Source organism: Methylorubrum sp. Q1 (genome assembly GCF_004683995.1).
In the GTDB taxonomy this organism is placed as follows: Bacteria; Pseudomonadota; Alphaproteobacteria; order Rhizobiales; family Beijerinckiaceae; genus Methylobacterium.
Genome location: NZ_SRHQ01000009.1, coordinates 37841 through 57349 on the forward strand (window position 1 = coordinate 37841; position 19509 = coordinate 57349).

16 protein-coding genes are annotated in these 19509 nt (G+C 69.0%); 7 read left to right on the forward strand and 9 right to left on the reverse strand.

Annotated features, from left to right (window positions below; genetic code table 11):
* Positions 1 to 158: 158 nt before the first annotated feature.
* On the forward strand, positions 159 to 776 hold the full coding sequence (rpsD, locus tag E4V01_RS10535) for a 30S ribosomal protein S4 (RefSeq protein ID WP_060771962.1): 618 nt from the start codon (positions 159 to 161) through the stop codon (positions 774 to 776).
* Between the two features lie 64 nt (positions 777 to 840).
* On the opposite strand, the gene E4V01_RS10540 is transcribed toward rpsD, so the two are convergent.
* From E4V01_RS10540 to E4V01_RS10570, 7 genes are all read right to left on the reverse strand, one after another.
* Positions 841 to 1896, reverse strand: coding sequence for a nitronate monooxygenase family protein (locus E4V01_RS10540; protein ID WP_135298302.1), 1056 nt, complete (start codon positions 1894 to 1896; stop codon positions 841 to 843).
* A gap of 160 nt (positions 1897 to 2056) precedes the next feature.
* A complete protein-coding gene (locus E4V01_RS10545) occupies positions 2057 to 3673 on the reverse strand; it encodes a hypothetical protein (protein WP_135298303.1) in 1617 nt (538 codons plus the stop codon).
* A gap of 286 nt (positions 3674 to 3959) precedes the next feature.
* Positions 3960 to 4802: a phosphatidylcholine/phosphatidylserine synthase gene (locus E4V01_RS10550; protein ID WP_135298389.1), complete on the reverse strand. Its 843-nt coding sequence runs from the start codon at positions 4800 to 4802 to the stop codon at positions 3960 to 3962.
* 74 nt (positions 4803 to 4876) lie between these two features.
* On the reverse strand, positions 4877 to 5629 hold the full coding sequence (locus E4V01_RS10555; RefSeq protein ID WP_256371252.1) for a phosphatidylserine decarboxylase: 753 nt from the start codon (positions 5627 to 5629) through the stop codon (positions 4877 to 4879).
* Between the two features lie 20 nt (positions 5630 to 5649).
* Positions 5650 to 6585, reverse strand: coding sequence for a sensor domain-containing diguanylate cyclase (locus E4V01_RS10560; RefSeq protein WP_135298304.1), 936 nt, complete (start codon positions 6583 to 6585; stop codon positions 5650 to 5652).
* Positions 6586 to 6827: 242 nt separating this feature from the next.
* Complete coding sequence (locus E4V01_RS10565) at positions 6828 to 8762, reverse strand: ABC transporter ATP-binding protein/permease (protein ID WP_193763189.1); 1935 nt, start codon at positions 8760 to 8762, stop codon at positions 6828 to 6830.
* Between the two features lie 109 nt (positions 8763 to 8871).
* Complete coding sequence (locus E4V01_RS10570; protein ID WP_135298306.1) at positions 8872 to 10422, reverse strand: LysM peptidoglycan-binding domain-containing protein; 1551 nt, start codon at positions 10420 to 10422, stop codon at positions 8872 to 8874.
* A 216-nt stretch (positions 10423 to 10638) separates the two neighbouring features.
* Between E4V01_RS10570 and E4V01_RS10575 the strand changes: the two genes are divergently transcribed.
* Positions 10639 to 11241, forward strand: a complete 603-nt coding sequence (locus E4V01_RS10575) for a TIGR00730 family Rossman fold protein (RefSeq protein ID WP_135298307.1) — start codon at positions 10639 to 10641, stop codon at positions 11239 to 11241.
* Positions 11241 to 12032 (forward strand): class I SAM-dependent methyltransferase, encoded by a 792-nt coding sequence (locus E4V01_RS10580; RefSeq protein ID WP_135298308.1) that lies wholly within the window; start codon positions 11241 to 11243, stop codon positions 12030 to 12032. The genes E4V01_RS10575 and E4V01_RS10580 overlap by 1 nt, the downstream gene beginning before the upstream one ends.
* Before the next feature lie 56 nt (positions 12033 to 12088).
* Here E4V01_RS10580 and cysS read toward each other — a convergent pair whose 3' ends face one another.
* Positions 12089 to 13477 carry a cysteine--tRNA ligase gene (gene cysS / locus E4V01_RS10585; protein ID WP_060771971.1) on the reverse strand — a complete coding sequence of 463 codons (1389 nt, stop codon included), beginning with the start codon at positions 13475 to 13477 and terminating at the stop codon, positions 12089 to 12091.
* A 328-nt stretch (positions 13478 to 13805) separates the two neighbouring features.
* Between cysS and E4V01_RS10590 the strand changes: the two genes are divergently transcribed.
* The gene (locus tag E4V01_RS10590) at positions 13806 to 14129 is read left to right on the forward strand and encodes a hypothetical protein (RefSeq protein WP_060771972.1); all 324 of its coding nucleotides are present in this window, start codon (positions 13806 to 13808) and stop codon (positions 14127 to 14129) included.
* 13 nt (positions 14130 to 14142) lie between these two features.
* Here E4V01_RS10590 and E4V01_RS10595 read toward each other — a convergent pair whose 3' ends face one another.
* Positions 14143 to 14697: a CreA family protein gene (locus E4V01_RS10595; RefSeq protein ID WP_135298309.1), complete on the reverse strand. Its 555-nt coding sequence runs from the start codon at positions 14695 to 14697 to the stop codon at positions 14143 to 14145.
* A gap of 73 nt (positions 14698 to 14770) precedes the next feature.
* On the opposite strand from E4V01_RS10595, the gene E4V01_RS10600 reads away from it, so the two are divergent.
* The 3 genes from E4V01_RS10600 to E4V01_RS10610 all read left to right on the forward strand — a co-directional run bounded on the left by E4V01_RS10600 (position 14771) and on the right by E4V01_RS10610 (position 19446).
* A complete protein-coding gene (locus tag E4V01_RS10600; protein ID WP_135298310.1) occupies positions 14771 to 15871 on the forward strand; it encodes a DUF2865 domain-containing protein in 1101 nt (366 codons plus the stop codon).
* Between the two features lie 163 nt (positions 15872 to 16034).
* The gene (locus tag E4V01_RS10605; RefSeq protein ID WP_135298390.1) at positions 16035 to 18161 is read left to right on the forward strand and encodes an OmpA family protein; all 2127 of its coding nucleotides are present in this window, start codon (positions 16035 to 16037) and stop codon (positions 18159 to 18161) included.
* A 70-nt stretch (positions 18162 to 18231) separates the two neighbouring features.
* Entirely contained in the window at positions 18232 to 19446 is a 1215-nt protein-coding gene (locus tag E4V01_RS10610) for an MFS transporter (protein ID WP_060771975.1), read from the forward strand.
* Positions 19447 to 19509 lie beyond the last annotated feature (63 nt).

The following is a 19509-nucleotide window of genomic DNA, read 5'->3' on the forward strand; positions in this document are numbered from 1 at the left end:
TCGTCTAGGCACCCGCTCGTGTTCGGGGCTCCGGTTTGGGGCCCCGTCGCATTTCATGCGCACCCGTGGGCGGTAACAGCCGCCCTGTCGCCCTCACCGCTCCGGCGAAGAGGGAGAGGAGGGCGCGTTCCTCAAAAATTTGTTCCAGAGGAACAGCGATGTCAAAACGCATCCAGGCGAAGCACAAGCTCGATCGCCGCATGGGCCAGAACATCTGGGGCCGCCCGAAGAGCCCCGTGAACCGCCGTGAATACGGCCCCGGCCAGCACGGCCAGCGCCGTAAGGGCAAGATGAGCGACTTCGGCACGCAGCTGCGCGCCAAGCAGAAGCTCAAGGGCTACTACGGCAACATCACCGAGAAGCAGTTCCGCCGCTACTACGCCGAGGCGATCCGCCTGCGCGGCGATTCCGGTGAGAACCTGATCGGCCTGCTCGAGCGCCGCCTCGACGCCGTGGTCTACCGTTCGAAGTTCGTGGCGACCCCGTTCGCGGCGCGCCAGTTCGTCAACCACGGGCACATCAAGGTCAACGGCCGCCGGGTCAACATCCCGAGCTACCAGGTCAAGGCCGGCGACGTGATCGAGGTGAAGGAAGCCTCCCGCCAGCTCGAGATCGTGGTCGTGGCTTCGCAGCTCGCCGAGCGCGACGTGCCGGACTACATCGAGGTCGATCATCACAAGATGACCGCCCGCGTCACCCGGATCCCGGGCCTCACCGAGGTGCCCTACCCCGTGCAGATGGAACCGAACCTCGTCATCGAGTTCTACTCGCGCTGATTTTTCGAGATCGTCTCGAAATCCGGAAGGGCCGCCCCTCAGGGCGGCCCTTTCTCGTTTCGGCCTATTGCTGCGGCACGCCGCTCGCCAGCAGGCGAGTCAGTTCAGCCGCCGGCTGTTCCCGCGAGAGGCCGACCGCCTGCCCGGACCAGAGCGGCGAGAACTCGCCCGAACCCGCCGCCTCAGCAGCCATGCGCAGGGGCTGGAGCGCCACCGCCGCGCCGGGAAAAGCCGGAGCGAGCGGGCTGACGGGTCCGAGCTCGCGCACGGCACGGGTGAGCAGGCCGCGGGCCGGGCGCCCGGTCAGCACGTTGGTGAGCGCCGTGTCCTCGTCGCGGGCCGCGGCCAGCGCCGCACGATAGGGCGCGGAAATGCCGGCCTCGGGACAGCGCAGATAGGCGGTGCCGACCTGCACGGCGCTGGCACCGAGGGCGAAGGCCGCCGCGACGCCGCGGGGATCACCGATGCCGCCCGCTGCGATCACCGGCACATCCACGGCGTCCACGATCTGCGGCACGAGGGCGATGGTGCCGATCTGCGAGGCGGCCGCGTCGGTGAGGAACATCCCGCGGTGACCGCCGGCCTCGGCGCCTTGCGCGATGACCGCATCGACCCCGCGCTCGGCGAGCCAGCGCGCCTCACGCACGGTGGTGGCCGAGGACAGGATCAGGCAGCCGGCGTCCCGCACCCGCCGCAGCAGCGGTTCCTCCGGCAGCCCGAAATGGAAACTGACGACGGCCGGGCGCAGGTCGCAGACGACATCCGCCATCGCCGCATCGAATGGCGCGCGGTTCGCCATCGTCACGGGCGCCGCCGGGTCGAGCCCGAGTTCTTCGTAGTACGGGACGAGGGCTGCGCGCCACGCCGCCTCCCGGGTCGGATCGGGCGCCGATGGCGTGTGGCAGAAGAAATTCAGATTGAACGGCGCGCCCGTCTCACGGCGGATCGCGGCGATCTCGCTGCGGATCTGTTCGGGTGTCAGCGCGGCGCAGGCGAGCGATCCCAGACCGCCGGCCGCACTGACCGCGGCCGCGAGCGGCGCCTTCGGGCCCACCATCGGCGCCTGGATGATCGGGACGCCGATCCCGAGCCGCCGCACGAACTCCCTCGTTCCCGTCATTGCGATCATCCCGATTCCGGTGGCGGCACGAATCATGAGGCCAAGGCCCGCAGCCGTCACGCCGCCGCCCCAACCTCGTCAACGCTCACGGCTCCGTCCGTGCCCGTCTCGGCGTGCCATCCAGTAGCGTGACCCATCCGCGGACAGGTCGCGCAGATCATCAGCGCTCTGCCCTGCGCCAGATCTCGATGAACGACAGCGCCTTCGCCCGCAGAGGCATGCGCTCGTCCGAGAGGGCATCGACGAAGTTCGCCAGACGCCGCGATTTCACGACCGTATAGGTCGTGAGCAGCAACACCCCTGCAAACACGACGATGACGGCGGCCAGCTTTTCGAGGCGTGTCGCGTGCGCGAAATCGAGCACGTTCATGCCCAGCACGGTTGCGGTGATCGCGCCCACCATGAAGCAGATCGTGACGACGGTGAGTTTGAGAAAGAACCGTGATTGCCGCCGCAGCGACTCGCTGTCGAGATAGGCCGACATCGCCCCCAGAGACTGCCGGAGGTCCTCGTAGAGACGCTCCGTGCCGAGCTTGCCCGTGAGCAGCGAGAAAATCTCGCTCGACTGCGTCTGGTTCGAGGCTTGGTGGAACCAGTAGCGGTGGTTGAAGCGCAGGAATCTCTCCATCGAAAGTCGCATATCCTGCGCGAAGCGCCCGACGCTGCGACGGTCGGTGATGTCGAGGGCATTCACCGAGACGGCCAGCCGATCGGCCATCATCAAGAGCGCGGCCTTGTGGAACCGGGCGATGAGAAACAGCTGGAAATAACGGTGCCGGAACTCGCCGAGCAGCCCGCGCTCGGGATCGACCGAGGCGGGGGAGACACCGGTTACCATCGTCAGACCCCACCCGCTGCAGGTCAGCCGCATGCCCGACGCGCCGCCGCGCCCCGGGTCATAGAACCGGTCGTGACAATACTCGTTCTCGAAATGCGCCAGATACGCGTCGGAATAGGGAAGCTCGTTCGCGTGCCCCGGCCCGGTATTGAGGCCGAGGCGGACATAGTCGGTGCGCGTGATCGTCGAGGGATCGGGCAGGGCGAGGAAGCCCATGCCGGGGATCCGGTAGTCCTCCAGGTGCCGGTAGCGGAGTGCCCCGGCGACCTCCGAGTGGTGGGGCACCATCGGTGCGAGCAGGAAATTCCAATGGGCCGCAACCTGGGCCGAGCGGTTGCGGCAGACGGCGGTGACGTAGCGGTCGCGATCCTCGAAGTCGGAGGCGGCGAGAACGACGCTGCCGGCTCCGAGCCATTCCATGCGCGTCAGGCAATGGAGCGGTCGCCCCTGATCGTCCCAGCCGGACGGAAAGGTGCGGCCGATGCGGAACATGAGATCCTGCGCGGTCGCGAGTGGGAGACGATCGGCCGCGAGCTCGACGCCGAGTAGGGCCACGTCCAGGTCGTGGAAAAAATATAGGTCGATGTGAACGACATCGAATTCGATCGTCGGCCCCTCCTCGCCGAGCGTGACGCGGGCGGCTTTCACGTCGTCGCGGCGCACGACATGGATCGGTGACACGCCGTAGCCCCGGCCGGCCTCGCGCTGATGCGCCTCGCCGTAGAGGAAATGCTGGACGTGCGTGAGGAACGAGACGAACTCGCGGTAATGGCGCTCCTGAAACAACCGGCCATCGCTCGGGAACTTGTCCTCGAGATGGTGCCAGGGCGGTCCGAGCTTCTGCCAATGGCAGGCCATCGGCTCTTTGCCGGTCGGTACGAGTTGCAGCGGCCAGAGCAGGATGTGGCGGAAGTGCTCCACGATCGGTTCCGACGACATCCGGCACCCCGCGTCGCAGCAGAATCGGCGTGCCTGCGCTTCACCCCTCGGTTTTTACGAGCGGTTTACGCCGCCGAATACAGTTTCTCCGGGCATGCCTGTGACAGAATGCAGGCTTTGAGCCTGATCGACCAAAGCAAGCCGTCTGGCGGTGCGAGAGCACACCGGCAGCCTGTTCGATGACAAGGGCCGGGGCCTGTCGGCTTCGACCGCGCCCGGCATCGATGTCGGCACGAGGCTGCCTTGCCGTCACCTCATCCGGCCAGGGATCGGCTCTTGCGGTGCGCTACGCCTTGGGAGCGGCCGGGTGTTCCGTCGCCTCGCTGGAGGCCGCGTTCGCACCCTCCTGTCGCACCCGCTTGCGGTACTGGGCGGTGCCGAAGGGGATCATCGCGAGATAGGCCACGCTCACCGCCGCCATCGCCTCGAACGGGAAGCTGATGAGGAGGCCGAAGCCGACCACGACCACGAGGAAGATCGGCACCACGAGGTCGCGCGGCACGCGCTTGCCCCAGGTCTTGCCCGAGAAGGTCGGCACGGTGGAGACGACGAGGAGCGCGATGGCGAGCACGTAGACGAGGATCACCGGCCTGCCCCAGGCACTGAAGTCGAGGCCGAGGAAGTGCAGGTAGAGCGGCAGCATGCCCGTGATCGCGCCGGCCGGCGCCGGCATGCCGACGAAGTAGTCCTTCTTCCACTCGGGGCGGTTGGGATCGTCGAGCATCGCGTTGAAGCGCGCGAGCCGCAGGCACATGGCGATGGCGAAGACCAGGGCCACGATCCAGCCGACCGATTTCAGGTTGTGCAGGGTGAAGCTGTAGAGGATCAGCGCCGGGGCGCAGCCGAAATTGACGAAGTCGGCGAGCGAGTCGAGTTCGGCGCCGAAGCGTGACGTGCCCTTGAGCAGGCGCGCCACGCGGCCGTCGATCCCGTCGAGGACGGCGGCGACGATCACCGCGATCACCGCCGGCTCGAACCGGCCCTCGAAGGCCAGCCGGATCGCGGTCAGCCCGAGGCAGAGCGCGAGCAGGGTGATCATGTTCGGCGCGATCATCCGGAACGGCACCGGCCGGAACCGGCGCGGCCGATCGTTCGGGTCCGGCGCGAAGGGCGGGAACAGATCGTCCATGTCGTCGCTCGACTCGTCTCTCGACGTGTCTTTCGGCTCGTCGCTTCTCGCCATGTCGCTCTTCTGCACAGAGATCAGATGCGGCGGAAGGCCCGCTCCGAGCCGCCGCCGAGATCGGCCAGCACGGTCTCGCCGGCCACCGCCTTCTGGCCGAGGCCGACGAGCACGCGGGTGCCGACCGGCAGGTAGACATCGACCCGCGAGCCGAAGCGGATGAGGCCGAAGCGCTCGCCGACTTGGCGGGACTCGCCGGCCGACACGAAACCGACGATGCGCCGGGCCACGAGGCCGGCGATCTGCACCACGCCGATGCGCACCGGCTGGCCGCGATGCGTCGTCTCCATGACGAGGCCGTTGCGCTCGTTGTCCTCGCTCGCCTTGTCGAGCTCGGCGTTGAGGAACAGGCCCGGGGTGTAGTGGATCTGCCCGATCTTGCCGGAGACCGGCACGCGGTTCACGTGGCAGTCGAACACGTTCATGAACACCGAGATCCGCAGCATCGGCTCGTGCGAGAGGTCGAGTTCGGCCGGCGGCAGCACGGTCGAGATCAGGTTCACGCGCCCGTCCGCGGGGGAGACGATGAGGCCGTCGCCGACCGGCACCACCCGCTCGGGATCGCGGAAGAAGTAGCAGACCCAGAGCGTCAGGATCAGGAAGATCCAGCCGAAGAACTGTGAGAAGTAGCCGAGCACCACGGTCAGCACGATGCCGATCAGGATGAAGGGGTAGCCCTCCTTGTGGATCGGCACGAGCGTCCGGCGGATCGTCTCGATGAGGTCGGTCATGGTCTCTTGAAGCTTTTCGCGCGGGGCGCTCCGCTGCCGGATGGCAGGGGCCTCGGCATCCGTCAACCGCCCGGTGGCGGACCCCCGGCCCGGGATGCCGCGGCAAGGCAGCCCGCGCCGAACAGGCGATAGGTGCGCCGTCCCTCCGCCTTGGCGGCGTAGAGGGCGGTATCCGCCAGCGCGAACGGGTCCTGCACGTCTCGGCACAGCGCCGCACCGACAGAGGCGCCGAGCCGGTAGCGCCGCCCGCCATGGTCGAACGGGCGACCGAGAACGTCGACGAGCCGTTCGGCGCAGGCCGCGGCCTCGGTCGCGTCGGCGTCGAGAATCACGGCGAACTCGTCGCCGCCGATGCGCGCCACGAGCTCGGCGCGCGGGCAGGTCAGGCTGATTCGCCGGGCGGCTTCGCGAAGGCAGCGGTCGCCGGCCGGATGCCCGTGGGTATCGTTGATCGCTTTGAAGTCGTCGAGGTCGATCAGGATCAACGCGCTCAGAGGGGCCCGCAGGCGGGCGTCGAAGCAGGCGCGGTTGGCAAGACCCGTCAGCGCATCGGTCTCGGCTTGGAGACGCATTTCCTCAAGTCGGCGGCGCTCCTCCGTGATATCCTGCTTCAGCCCGTAGAGCCGCATCGGCCGGCCGTTCCGACTCTCGACCGTGGCGGTGATGCGGATCCAGCGGTGCCCGCCACCGGCTGGCAAGAGTTCCGCATCGAGGCTGAACCCCCCTGCCTCCGCGATCGCCCGATCGCGCAAAGCCGTCAGCCGGCGCCGCGACGCGTCGGTATAGAGAGCGAGCGTTCCGGGTCGCCCGATCGCGAGGCCGCGGGGCAGGCCGAACAGGTCGTAGACGCCGTCGCTCCAGGTCAGCCGCTCGTCCGGCAGGCTGCAGGTCCATAATCCCATACCGGCGACCCGCAGGGCTGGTTCGAACGGTGCCTCGGCCCGCGTCAGGGCCGCCCGCTGCGCGCTGATGATCGCCGCCTGGATGCGCAACTGCATCCGCAGGCGCTCGAGTTCGGCGCTCTCGCCCGATCGCGCTCGCGGCAGATCGGGGTGCCTATCGTCGGTTGCGCGAATCGTGAGGCCTCGTGACGGTTGAGTGTACTGATATCTTTCGCAAATACGGCTTTCCGCAAGGTAAAGGCCGGGCCGGATCGCCCTGAAGGACCTCACAAAACGCCCGACCACCGATCGTCTGACCTCTGGGGACGGCGGCGCGTCGGGCGTTTCGTGAGCGACACTCAGGCAACCGGCTCCGAGCGCCGCGCCTCTTCCAGCAGCAGGCGCTCGTCCTCGGCCCGCTTGAGCGCCTCGCGGGCGGCATCCGCCTCGCGCTGGCGGTTCCAGAGCGCGGCATAGACGCCCCCGCGGGCGAGCAGTTCGGCGTGATTGCCTCGCTCGACCACGCGGCCCTTGTCCAGCACGAGAATCTCGTCGGCGTTGATGACCGTCGACAGGCGGTGCGCGATGACCAAGGTGGTGCGGCCCTGGCTGACTCGGTCGAGGGCCGTCTGGATCTCGCGCTCGGTGAACGAGTCGAGCGCCGAGGTGGCCTCGTCGAGCACGAGGATCGGCGGACCTTTGAGGATGGTGCGGGCGATCGCGACGCGCTGTTTCTCGCCGCCCGAGAGCTTGAGCCCGCGCTCGCCCACCGGCGTGTCGTAGCCCTCCGGCAGGCTCTCGACGAAGCGGTCGATCTGGGCGAGGCGGGCGGCCTCACGCACTTCGGCCTCGGTCGCGTCCCAGCGGCCGTAGCGGATGTTGTAGCCGATCGTGTCGTTGAACAGCACCGTGTCCTGCGGGACCATGCCGATCGCCGCGCGCAGCGAATCCTGGCGGACGGCGGTGATGTCCTGGCCGTCGATGGTGATGCGGCCCGCCCCCGGCTCGTAGAAGCGGAAGAGGAGGCGCGACAGCGTGGATTTGCCCGCCCCCGAGGGGCCGACGATGGCCACGGTCTTCCCGGCCGGCACCTCGAACGAGACCCCGCGCAGGATCGGCCGCTCCGGGATGTAGGCGAAGCGCACGTCCTCGAAGCGCACCGTGCCGGCCTCGACCTTCAGCGGGGGCGCGCCCGCGCGGTCGGCGATCTCCGGGTTGCGGTGGAGGATCAGGAACATGTCGTCGATGTCGATCAGGGCCTGTTTGATCTCGCGGTAGATCATGCCCATGAAGTTCAGGGGCATCGAGAGCTGAATCAGCATCGTGTTGACGAGCACGAAGCCGCCGATGGTGGTGTTGCCCGCCATGATGTCGCGGGCGGCCAGGAGCATCACCGCCGTCATGCCGAGGGTGAAGATCACCGCCTGGCCGGCATTGAGCACGGCGAGCGAGACGTAGGTTTGCGTCGAGGCCTTCTCGTAGCGCTTCATCGACGCGTCGTAGCGGTCGGTCTCGCGCGCTTCCGCGCCGAAATACTTCACCGTCTCGAAGTTCAGCAGTGAATCGACCGCCTTGGTGTTGGCTTCGGTGTCCGAGTTGTTCATTCGGCGGCGGATGCCGATGCGCCACTCGGTCGCCTTCCAGGTGAAGCCGAGATAGCTCGCGATCATCGCCGCCACGACCGCCGAGTAGAGCCAGTCGAACTCGTAGGCGAGGATGCCGAGCACGAGGACCAGCTCGACGATGGTCGGCACCAGCGTCAGCACCATCAGGCGCGACAATTCCTCGATGCCTGAGCGGCCGCGTTCCAGCACACGGGTGAGGCCGCCGGTCTTGCGCTCCAGGTGGAAGCGCAGGGACAGGCGATGCATGTGCTCGAAGGTCTGGAGCGCGAGCTTGCGCACGGCGTGCATCGCGACCTTGGCGAACAGCCCGTCGCGGACCTGCGTCAGCCCGGCCATGGCGATCCGCGACAGACCATAGAGGGCGATCAGGAGGAAGGGCGCCGACAGGAGCCCGGCCGGCACGGCAGCCGCGGCGGCCTCTCCGGTGCCGTCCTTGGAGCCGATCGCCGCGACCAGCGCGTCGGTGGCCCATTTGAAGGTGAAGGGCATCACCATCGTCGCCGCCTTGGCAACGAACAGGAGGCCGAAGGCGAGGAAGACCCGGCGCTGAAGATCGATGCGGCCGTGTGGCCAGAGATAGGGCCAGAGCCGGCGATAGGTCGTCAGGAGGCCAGGGCGTTCGAGGGGCGCGGACGCGCCCTCCCCCGCCGGCACGGGTGCATTTGCCATGATGAGGTTCGAAGAGATCTTTCGGCGCCAGGCGGCCGTCGCGAGGCGCATATAGGCGCTCGCACCGGATCGCGCATCCTGTTCGCGCCTCGGACCTCCGCGCGTTCCGTCAGGTCCGGCGGTCCGAGCCGCTTCTGGCGGACGGCGCGCTCGGCGTGGACTCGTTCTTCGGCAGCACGAACATCTGGCCGGGATAGATCCGGTTCGGGTCGCGGATCTGGTCTTGATTGGCGTCGTAGATCACGGTGTAGCGGTTGCCGCGGCCATAGATGCGCCGGCTGATCTGCCACAGGCTGTCACCGCGCGTGATCCGGGCGGTGGCGACTTCCGGCACGAACACAGAGCCCCCCTCGGTGCCGTCCGGACGGCGCGGCGAGAGCGCGGCGGCTTTGCCATCCGCACCCGGCGTCGGTGCCGATGCAGCCAGCGACGCGGTGCCGGACGCAGCCGGACGCTCCGGCCCGGTCCCCGCCGCGCTGCTTGCCTTGGGCGGGGGAGCCGTGGGGCTCGGCGCGGCCCCCACTTCCCCGGATTTGAGCTTCGGCGCAGGCGGCGCCGTCGCAGCAGGCTTGCCCGTCGCAGCCGCTGCCGTTTTCTCGGCCGGGCTGTTGTCGGCGTAGCGCGTCGGCGGCACGCTGTCGGGATAGGCGAAGGCGACTTCGGCGCGAGCCTTGACCTTGCCGCCCCCCGAATCGACGGAATCGACGCGGATGCGGTAGGCGCCCGGCTTCACCCCGCGCCCGATCGTGAACGCCACCCGCCCGTCGGCTCCGGATTGTCCCGAGGCGACCATGGTATCGTTGAGATAGAGGCGCAGGCTGCTCCACGCCGTCGTCTGGCCGGTGACGTGCAGGCGCCCGCCCTCCTGCGCATCCACGCTGACGATGCGAAGAGCGCCCGCCTCGGAGGCCGCCTTGCCGGCTTCTCGCGTTCCCTCGGCTGCTCTCGACTCGGGCCCGGCGCGGCCGGGCGTTTCGGCGGCAACCGTGGCCGGCGCCTTGCCGGAGGCGTCAGGCGCGCCGGGTTGAGACAGAACCCGCGTCGGCGCGTCCGGGGCCGTCAGGGCGATCAGCGGCTTGGTGTTGCGCGTCTCGGCCACCACGACGGTCACGCTCTCGCGCCCCGGCAGCGGCTTTCCGTCGGCGCCCGTGGCGCGCAGGGCGATGTCGCTCGAGCCCGGCGGCAGGTCCGGCGGCGTCAGGGCGAACTGCCCGGAGGCGTCGGCCTGAGCGCTGGCGAAGGGTTGTCCGTCGCGCAGCAGCTCGATGCGGCTATTCGGTGCTGCGCGCCCGGCGATCATGCTCGCTCCGTCGGGTTCGACGCGCACGATGTCGAAGGTCGGCGTGCCATCATCCGCGCGCGGCCTTGCATCGGCCGCGGTCGGCTCTCGCTGCCCGATCCCCTCTTGCCCGATCCCCTCTTGCGAGAGGGCTCCGAGGGCGGCATGAGAGGAGTCCGTCGAGGGCGCCTTACCCGCCCGGTCGCCGATCTGCGTCCCGGCCGAAGGCTTGTCCGGCGTGGCCGGTGTTTCGGCAGAAGGATTGACCGCCGCGTTGCGCTTGAGAAGCTCTCCGGTCCCGAACAACGCGACCACCATGGCGAAGCCGCCGAGCAGGCCCGCAATCGCGAGGACGATGCTTCGCCGAACCTCAGCCGTCATGGCCGTCTACTCCCGTACGCTACGGGCCGCCGCGGATGCGCACGATGTGCCGCCGCGTGTCGAAAACCCGTCTAAATCCGGTGACATATTAACGAACATGAGAAGAACACCAAAGCTCGAACACGGCCGCGCCGTCGTTTCCTCGGCAAACTCAGCAATCTGTTGCTTGGAGAATGGCCCGGCCGTGTCCCGCCGTCGCGATCGGGGAGGCGCGTGATGGTGCCGCTCACCTCCGTCTGCGTCTATTGCGGTTCCGGCTTCGGCGGCGATCCGGCCTTCGCCGACGCTGCCCAGCGGCTCGGCACGGCGCTGGCCCGTCAGGGGATCAAGCTCGTCTATGGTGGCGGCAATGTCGGCCTGATGGGCGCCGTCGCGAGTGCGACGCTCGAGGCGGGCGGCTACGTCACCGGCATCATCCCGGATTTCCTGAAGTCGCGCGAGCGGATGCTCGATGCGGTGCAGGAGACGATCGTCGTCCCCGACATGCACACCCGCAAGCGGCTGATGTTCGACCACGCCGACGCCTTCGTTGCCCTGCCCGGCGGCATCGGCACGCTGGAGGAACTGGTCGAGCAGCTCACCTGGGCCCAGCTCGGCCAGCACCGCAAGCCGATCCTGCTGCTCTCGGTGAATGGCTTCTGGGACCCGCTGATCACCCTGATCGACCACATGCGTGCCCACGGCTTCATCCGTGAGGGGCTCGATCTGAACTACCTCGTCGGCGAGGATCCCGACCTTGTCGTGGATACGCTGCGCGAGGTTTTGGCCCGGGTCGAGCCGGCGCCGATGGTGGATGAACTGATCGAGAAGCGCTTCTGATGGCAGCCACGATCGAGCCCGGCCAGACCATCGCCGGCGAGCACCAGGGCGAGCATTACGGGACGGTGCTGGCCCGCCTCTCGCGCAATGCCGCCGTCCAGCGGTACCTCGAAATCGGCGTTGCCTTCGGCGACATCTTTTCAGGCATCGCCTGCCGTCATGGCATCGCCGTCGATCCGGAGTTCCAGCTCAAGACCAACATCGCGGCCAACAAAGCCCGGGTCTCGCTGTTTCAGGTGATGAGCGATGTGTTCTTCGCGAACCTGAGCCTGCGCCGTCACGTCGGCGGCCGGATCGATCTCGCCTTCCTCGACGGCATGCACCTGTTCGAGTTCCTGCTGCGGGATTTCTTCAACACGGAGGCGATCTGCCGGCGGGATTCGATCATCGTGATGCACGACTGCCTGCCGGTGGCTGAGCCGATGGCCGACCGCGACCCGATGCAGGCCGGCATTCGCGGGCGCGGCACCCCGTTCGAGAACTGGTGGACCGGCGACGTCTGGAAGATCGTGCCGATCCTGAAGCGCTACCGGCCGGATCTCGACGTGATGCTCGTGGACGCCGCGCCCACGGGCCTCGTGATCGTCACCGGCCTCGATCCGTCCTCGCGCACGCTCAAGACGAACTACGACGCGATCATCGAGGAGTTCTCGCGGCTGCCCAACACGGCCGCCGAGATCGCGCAGGTCTATGCCGAGCACCCGATCGTGCCGACGACCGAGGCTTTGCGCCGCCTGAGCGGACGTTCCTACGCCCATCGTGGCGGTTGGTTGCAGCGGCTGAAGGGCTGATACGCAGCCGGGCCGCGCACCTTGCCCGGCCCTCACCCGCGGGTTCGGGCAACCCTTCAGCCCGCCACCGTCCAAGTGGTGGTGCCGTCCTTGTTGTCCTTCACGCTCACGCCCATGGCGGTGAGCGCGTCGCGCACCCGGTCGGAGGCCGCCCAGTCCTTCGCGGCGCGGGCTGCCTTGCGCTCGGCGATCAGCGCCGCGACCCGTGCCACGTCGATGCCGGCCGCGCCGACCCGCTCCGCCTCGCGCTGCGCCTGCGTGACGGCCAGGAAGCCCATCAGGCCCGCGCCGGCCTTGAGCGCCGATGCGTTGGTGCCGGCAAGGCGATGCAGTTCGCCGAGGGCCGCCGGCGTGTTCAGGTCGTCGCAGAGCGCCTCGACCACGCCGACGGGCGGCTCCGCGTCGGGCGCCGCTTCGCCGGCGGCCTCGTACCAGCGATCCAGCATCCGGCTCGATTCCTCCAGGCCGCGCAGGGTCCAGTCGATCGGCTGCCGGTAGTGGGTCTTGAGCATGTTGAGGCGCACGACTTCGCCCGGCCAGTCGTCCAGCACCTGGCGGATGGTGATGAAGTTGCCGAGCGACTTCGACATCTTCTCCCCCTCGACCTGCAGGAAGCCGTTGTGGAGCCAGACACGGGCCATCACGTCGGTGCCGAAGCAGCAGCGCGACTGGGCCACCTCGTTCTCGTGGTGGGGGAAGATCAGGTCGAGGCCGCCGGCATGGATGTCGAAGGTTTCGCCCAGATGCTTCCACGACATGGCCGAGCACTCGATGTGCCAGCCGGGCCGGCCGGCTCGGTCGATCCCGCAGGGTGAGGGCCAGGACGGTTCGCCCGCCTTCGAGGGCTTCCACAGCACGAAGTCGAGCGGCGAGCGCTTGTAGGGCGCGACCTCGACCCGGGCGCCCGATTCCATCTCGTCGAGCGGGCGCTTCGAGAGCGCGCCGTAATCGGGCATGGAAGGCACGTCGAACAGAACGTGTCCTTCCGCCACGTAGGCGTGGCCGGCTGCGACCAGTCCCTCGATCAGCCGGTGCATCTCGGCGATGTGGTCGGTCGCCCGCGGCTCGATGAACCGCGCCGGATCGCCCGCGCGGTTCACGTCGTCGGCCATGAGCACGCCGAGGTCGCGGATGTCGCGGTGGAACTGTGCCAGCGTGCCGTCGGTCAGTTCGCGGATGGTGATGCCGCGTTCGAGCGCGCGGGCGTTGATCTTGTCGTCCACGTCCGTGACGTTGCGGGCATAGGTGACGTGCGCCGGCCCGTAGAGGTGACGCAGCAGCCGGAACAGCAGGTCGAAGACGATGATCGGCCGCGCGTTGCCGATATGCGCCGCGTCGTACACCGTCGGCCCGCAGGCATACATCCGCACGTTCGTCGGATCGATCGGGACGAAGGCTGCCTTCTCGCGGGTCAGCGTGTTGTAGAGGCGCAACATCGGCGTCATCGACTGCGTTCCTGCCGGGCTTTCCCGGCCTCCCCTGCGGCCTGTGCCGCCCTCGTCGTTTGTCGTTGCGGCCCAGCATCTTCCGCTGGCCGTCACGCGCCGCCGGACGGCACCGCTGCCACAGTGTCGCCGGAGCCGCCGGCCGCCGCTGTTGCGCTGCCGCGACGGTCGCCGCGCCAGGGTTGGGCTACCGCAAAACGGTGATGAATTCGAGCGGGGCGGCGGATCTGCCCTCCCGCAACCGACCGAAGGCGGGCCGGCAAGGATTTGTTTACCGCGCCGTCCGAACACTCCGCACTCGAACGAACCCGTTCACAAGGTTTTCACCATGCGCCGCACGGTCGCCGCCCTCTTCGTCCTCGCCACCGCCGCCCTCCCGGCCATCGCTGGCAGTGAGCCCGCGCTTGCGCCCAAGCCTGTCGAGAAGACGTTCCTGATTCCGGCCGAAGACGGTTACGGCGTGGGCGAGTGCCTCAGCGGCGGCCCGAGCGAGTGCGGACAGGTCGTCGCCAACGCGTGGTGCGAGTCGCAGGGCTTTGCCAGCGCCGCCGATTACGGCGTCGCCGCGCAGGACGAGTATACCGGCGCCATCGGCGACGCTGCTCCGGTGAAGAGCGCGCCGCGCCCGCTGCGCATCACCTGCCAGGATTGATTCGGCGGACGCCCTACTTCACGAAATCCGCGCATTTCGGCGGCGGCTCGGTTCCCCAGGGAGCGAGCGGCACGGCCGAGGTGGAGTTCTTGGGCGAACCCTGAACCACCTTATCGGAATAGACCATATAGATCAGCGCGTTGCGCTTGACGTCGCAGCCGCGCACGATCTGCATCGACTTGAAGATCAGCGAGCGGCGCTCGCTGAACACCACCTCGCCCTGTTTCACCTTGTCCTTGAACTGGACCGGGCCGACCTGCCGGCAGGCCAGCGAGATGTCCGAGACGTCCTCCGCGAGCCCGAACGTGCCCTTGATGCCGCCCTTCTCGGGCTGGGTGTACCAGCAGGCGATGCCGGCCACGGCCGGATCGTCGATGCCGTAGACCACGAGCTTGTCGTTGGGGGTCAATGGGCGCCAGACCGTCGACTTGTCGAAGATCCGGTCGGGCTCTTGGGCCCGGGCCGGAGCGGACGCGGCGAGACAAGAGGCGACGAGGGCGGCGACGCCCCCGACGAGGCCAACCGCCGCCGAGCGGCCGCTCCCATTGGTGCCCGTGAGCCACATCATCGACGCAATCCCCTCAAAGCTTGGCCGCAGAGACATGGTGTCTCTGTCCCGAAAGGGCGAGGGGCTTTAACACATGTCGGTGATCGCTTGTGCCGCTTCGTGCGGCTCGGCATCCTCTCGCGTCCTTCCCCGCGACCTCCTGCTCGAGATTCCCAGCATCCGCACCATGCCGATGATCGGACCGCAGTTTCGCCGCGTGATCGGCGCCGCGCTCGCCGCGCTTGTCCTCGCTGGAGCGTGGCCGGCTGCGGCCGCGCCGGATGTCTGGGCCTGCCAGCGCTACCGCACGGAACTCGCCAACCTCAACGCCAGCGCCTCGACCGCGTCGGCGCTCCAGAGCGAGGTCGCGCGTCTCGAGTCCTACTATCGCAGCCTCAACTGCGAGGGCGGCAAGTTCCTGTTTTTCGATACGCGGCCGCCGCAATGCGGCGCCGTCGAAGCGCGGATCCGTTCGTTGAACGCCACCTATGGCGGTGGAGATGGCGAGGTCGTCGCCGCCCGCCGTCGGCAACTCGTCTCCGCCGTGTCGAACGCCTGCACCGGCCTGATCCCCGGCGAAGGACAGGAGGGCGTTTTCGGCGGCCAGACCGCCAGAGGGGGGCCGAAGGTCATCTGCGTAAAGACCTGCGACGGGTCCTACTTCCCGATGGGCAACCTGCCGGACGGGCGCGGCGGTGCCGATGAGATGTGCCAGGCGCTCTGCCCCGGCACGGAAGCGGTCGCCTACTCGATGCCGCATGGCGACGACGCCTTGAAGTACGCCGCCACGCTCAAGGGCAGCCGCGCCTACACGGCGCTGCCGACCGCCTTCAAGTTCCGTAAGAGCTTCACCGCCGACTGCTCCTGCAAGCAGGAGGGCCAGACCTGGGCGCAGTCGCTCGTGAAGGCCGAGAGCATGCTGGTGCGGCACAAGGGCGACATCTTCGTCACCCCGATGACGGCGGAGAAGCTCTCCCGCGCGCCCAAGGTGCGCCTGACCCTGGTCGGCCGAGCCGATCGGACCGCGGCAGGCCTCGCGGCCGACGCCGCCAACCGCGAGGGCGCCGTGGGGGCGGCCGAGACGGACGCCGCCGAGCAAGCTCAGCAGACCGGCTCGACCGGCGAGAGCCGCAGCGCCATCCGCGTCATCGTGCCGAGCCTCCTTCCGCCCCCGGACCTGACACCCATCCCCTGAGATCCACGCCGTCGGGCGCAAAGCCCGGTTTCGTCGCGCGAAGAGCCGCAGACGAAGCACCTGCCTCGACCGGTCGCCGTCGGATGTCGACGCGGAGCGATCGGGAACCAATCCGGCCGGACCGTGTTCGGAACCGCCGATTGTGTTTCTCGAGGCCGACTTCATGCGGATGACCCGCTCGCTGCTCCTTGCCGGCACCATGCTGCCCGCGCTCGTCCTGTCCGATCTGTCCGCAGCACGGTCTCTCGGCGATGGAGGGCGGATCGAACTGGCGCAGCGCGAGGATTCCGGCGAGGGACCGCGCGGTGGCGGACGCGGACCGGGTGGTCCGGGCGGACCCGCGGGTGCCGGCCCGGCGGAGCGTGGCGGCGTCGAGCGCGGTGGCCCGCCGGCAAGGGAGAGGCCGGACCGATCCGAGCGTCCGGAGCGGCCCGAACCGCGCCAAGCGCCCGCCGCCCGTGAGCGGCCCGAACCCGCGGAGCGGCCGGCGCGTCCCGAACGTCCGGCGGCGCAGGAGCGGCCCGAACGCCAGGAACGTCCAGAGCGTCCGGACCGGCCCGAACGCGCGACACCGCCCCCGCGTCCCGATCGCTCCGAAGAGCGGCCGGCCGCGCCCGCGTCCCGCGAGCGGATTCCGGACCGCGACGCACCCGCACGGCGCGAAGCGCCCGAGCGCGAGGCGCCGGTCCGGCGCGAAAGCCCGGAGCGGCCCGATCGTGATGGCCAGGACCGTCCGGGCCGTCCAGCCGGTCGCGAAGCCGATCGTCCCGACAGCGCTCCGAACCAGCGCCGGGCTCCGAACGCGCCGACGCCGCCCAATGCGGAACGCCCGAACCAGCCGACGCCGCCATCGGTCCCGAATCCGGCCCAGCCCAAAACCCCGCCGAGCGAGCGGCCCGGCGTTCCGGGCCGTCCGGCGGCGCCGAATGTGCAGCAGCCCACCCGACCGGATCAGCCGGCCGTACCCTCCGCGACGCAGCCCGACGGCGTGCGAGAGGCGCCCGGCGGTCGCACGCCGCCGAACCAGCAGCCGGGCGTCCCCGGCCGCCCGGTGGCGCCGAACCAGCAACCCGGTGTTCCCGGCCGCCCGGTTCAGCCTCCCGGTACGCCCCCCGAGGCTGCGCCCCCGACCCAGCCCGGCGCTGTCGCGCCCGGCCAGACGGCGCCGGCTCCCGGCGCGCAGCCGGACCTGCGCCAACCCGGCCAGCCCGGCGGTCGGCCGGATTCGCGCAGCCTCGATGACCGCCGTGACGGCGACCGACGCGACGAAAACCGTTTCGACGACCGCCGTGGCGACCGTCGTGACCGCTTCAACGTGCCCGGCACGCCGGCCTACGTCCCCGGTGGCTTCCGCGAGGACGATTATCGCGGCCGTGACTACGACACGATCCGCCGCGACCGCCGCGAGTACGATGTCGATGGCCGAACCTATTACCGGGAGCCCGGCCGCATCATCGTGCGCGACCGCGACACCACCTTCATCCGCCACGACGAGAACGAACGCTTCCGCACCATCTACGGCGACCGCGGCTATCGCAGCGAGCGGCGCGGCGGCGAGATCTACAGCTACGTCGACAGCCCGGCGGGTGGCCAGATCATCACTGTCGTGGACGATGACGGCCGGCTCCTGCGCCGTTCCCGCCGCTACCGCGACGGCCGCGAGGTGGTGATCATCAACAACGCCTATGGCGGCGCACCCCGGCCGATCTACGAGGACGTGGTGGAGCTGCCGCCGCCGGATATCCGCATCCCGCGCGACCGCTACGTGGTGGATTACGAGCAGGCCGACCCGCGCGCCGTCTACGAGGCGCTCTCCGCCCCGCCGGTGCAGAAGCTCGATCGGCGCTACACGCTCGATCAGGTGCGTTACAGCCCGCAGCTCCGTGCGCGGATGCCGTCGGTGGACATCAATACGATCACCTTCGACACCGGCTCCTTCACCGTCACACCCGATCAGGCCAAGCGCCTCTCGACCATTGCCGAGGCGATCAACCGGACGATCAAGGACAATCCGCAGGAGGTGTTCCTGATCGAGGGCTACACCGATGCGGTCGGTTCGGACATCGACAACCTCTCGCTCTCCGATCGCCGGGCGCAGTCGGTCGCCGCGGTGCTGACGCAGAACTTTCAGGTGCCGCCGGAGAACCTCACCACGCAGGGCTACGGCGAGCAGTACCTGAAGGTGAACACGCAGGAGGCCAACCGCGAGAACCGCCGCGTCACCGTCCGCCGCATCACGCCGCTGCTCCAGCAGCAGGCGGAAGGGCAACAACCCCCGGCGCCGCGTTAATCGAAGATCTTGACCCTCCCCCACCTGCGGCGCAGGTGGGAGAGGGTTACGCGAGCAACACGGGACGGCGATGGCGGACGACAGCGACCGGTTCATCGAGGCCGGGACGCCGACCTTTCGCCGGGCGACGCTCGCCCTGTTCGCGGCGGGTTTTTCCACCTTCGCGGTGCTCTACGGCGTCCAGCCGCTGATGCCGATCTTTCACGATACCTTTGCGGTCTCCCCGGCCGAGAGCAGCCTCGCGCTGTCGCTGCCCTGTGCCACGCTCGCGATCTCGCTGCTGATCGTCAGCCCGCTGTCCGAAGTGTGGGGGCGCAAGCGGGTGATGGCGGTCTCGCTGTTTGCCTCGGCCCTGCTCACCATCGGCGCCGTCCTGATGCCGAGCTGGCATGGATTCCTCGTGCTGCGGGCGCTCACCGGCATCGCCGCGAGCGGCCTGCCTGCCGTCGCCATGGCTTATCTCAGCGAGGAGATGCACGGCCGCGCCATCGGCCTGTCGATGGGGCTGCTCATCGGCGGCAACGCGCTCGGCGGCATGGTCGGGCGGTTGCTGGCGGGGGTGATCGCCGACCACGCCTCCTGGCGCTGGGGCCTCGGCATCATCGGGGTTCTGGCACTGTTCGCGGCTCTGGCCTTCCAGTTCGCCCTGCCGCCCTCGCGGCATTTCCTCGCCCACCGCATGCGCTGGCGCGAGGTGCCGGGCACTTTCACCCACCATTTCCGGGATGCGGGCCTGCCCTGGCTGTTCCTCGAACCATTCCTGCTGATGGGCGGATTCGTCTGCGTCTACAATTACATCGGCTTCCGCCTGCTCGAACCGCCTTTCTCGTTGAGCCAGACGGTGATCGGCCTGATCTTCGTCGTCTACCTCGCGGGCACGGCGAGTTCGGCCATCACCGGCCACGTCGCCGGGGTGCTCGGGCGGCGCAAGGTGCTGTGGCTGGCGATCCTGCTCGGGATCGGCGGCATCGCCCTGACGTTGGCGGACAACCTCGTCCTCATCATCGGTGGCATCGTCGTCGTCACGGTCAGCTTCTTCGGCGCACATTCGGTGGCGTCGAGCTGGGTCGGGCGCCGGGCCTCGAGCGACCGGGCGCAGGCCTCCGCGATCTATCTCTGCATGTACTATCTCGGCTCGTCCCTGCTCGGCACGGCGGGCGGCTGGTTCTTCCTGCATTACGGCTGGCCCGGCGTCGCGGGCTTTTTCGGCAGCCTCTACGTGGCGGCTTTGCTCGTCGCGCTTCGCCTGACGCGGCTGGCGCCGCTCCCGGCGACAGGCGGTTGATCCCGCGAGGCTGTGGCGATCCCGGTTGAAAGTCCGGCGTTGGGCTCGCTATCCTGGCGGCGG

Excerpts from the sequence above, each read along its gene's own strand:
- rpsD (WP_060771962.1), top strand. The coding sequence starts at position 159 with ATGTCAAAACGCATCCAGGCGAAGCACAAGCTCGATCGCCGCATGGGC.
- E4V01_RS10540 (WP_135298302.1), bottom strand. The coding sequence starts at position 1,896 with ATGACGGGAACGAGGGAGTTCGTGCGGCGGCTCGGGATCGGCGTCCCG.
- E4V01_RS10545 (WP_135298303.1), bottom strand. The coding sequence starts at position 3,673 with ATGTCGTCGGAACCGATCGTGGAGCACTTCCGCCACATCCTGCTCTGG.
- E4V01_RS10550 (WP_135298389.1), bottom strand. The coding sequence starts at position 4,802 with ATGGACGATCTGTTCCCGCCCTTCGCGCCGGACCCGAACGATCGGCCG.
- E4V01_RS10560 (WP_135298304.1), bottom strand. The coding sequence starts at position 6,585 with ATGCAGTTGCGCATCCAGGCGGCGATCATCAGCGCGCAGCGGGCGGCC.
- E4V01_RS10565 (WP_193763189.1), bottom strand. The coding sequence starts at position 8,762 with ATGGCAAATGCACCCGTGCCGGCGGGGGAGGGCGCGTCCGCGCCCCTC.
- E4V01_RS10570 (WP_135298306.1), bottom strand. The coding sequence starts at position 10,422 with ATGACGGCTGAGGTTCGGCGAAGCATCGTCCTCGCGATTGCGGGCCTG.
- E4V01_RS10575 (WP_135298307.1), top strand. The coding sequence starts at position 10,639 with ATGGTGCCGCTCACCTCCGTCTGCGTCTATTGCGGTTCCGGCTTCGGC.
- E4V01_RS10580 (WP_135298308.1), top strand. The coding sequence starts at position 11,241 with ATGGCAGCCACGATCGAGCCCGGCCAGACCATCGCCGGCGAGCACCAG.
- cysS (WP_060771971.1), bottom strand. The coding sequence starts at position 13,477 with ATGACGCCGATGTTGCGCCTCTACAACACGCTGACCCGCGAGAAGGCA.
- E4V01_RS10590 (WP_060771972.1), top strand. The coding sequence starts at position 13,806 with ATGCGCCGCACGGTCGCCGCCCTCTTCGTCCTCGCCACCGCCGCCCTC.
- E4V01_RS10595 (WP_135298309.1), bottom strand. The coding sequence starts at position 14,697 with ATGATGTGGCTCACGGGCACCAATGGGAGCGGCCGCTCGGCGGCGGTT.
- E4V01_RS10600 (WP_135298310.1), top strand. The coding sequence starts at position 14,771 with ATGTCGGTGATCGCTTGTGCCGCTTCGTGCGGCTCGGCATCCTCTCGC.
- E4V01_RS10605 (WP_135298390.1), top strand. The coding sequence starts at position 16,035 with ATGCGGATGACCCGCTCGCTGCTCCTTGCCGGCACCATGCTGCCCGCG.
- E4V01_RS10610 (WP_060771975.1), top strand. The coding sequence starts at position 18,232 with ATGGCGGACGACAGCGACCGGTTCATCGAGGCCGGGACGCCGACCTTT.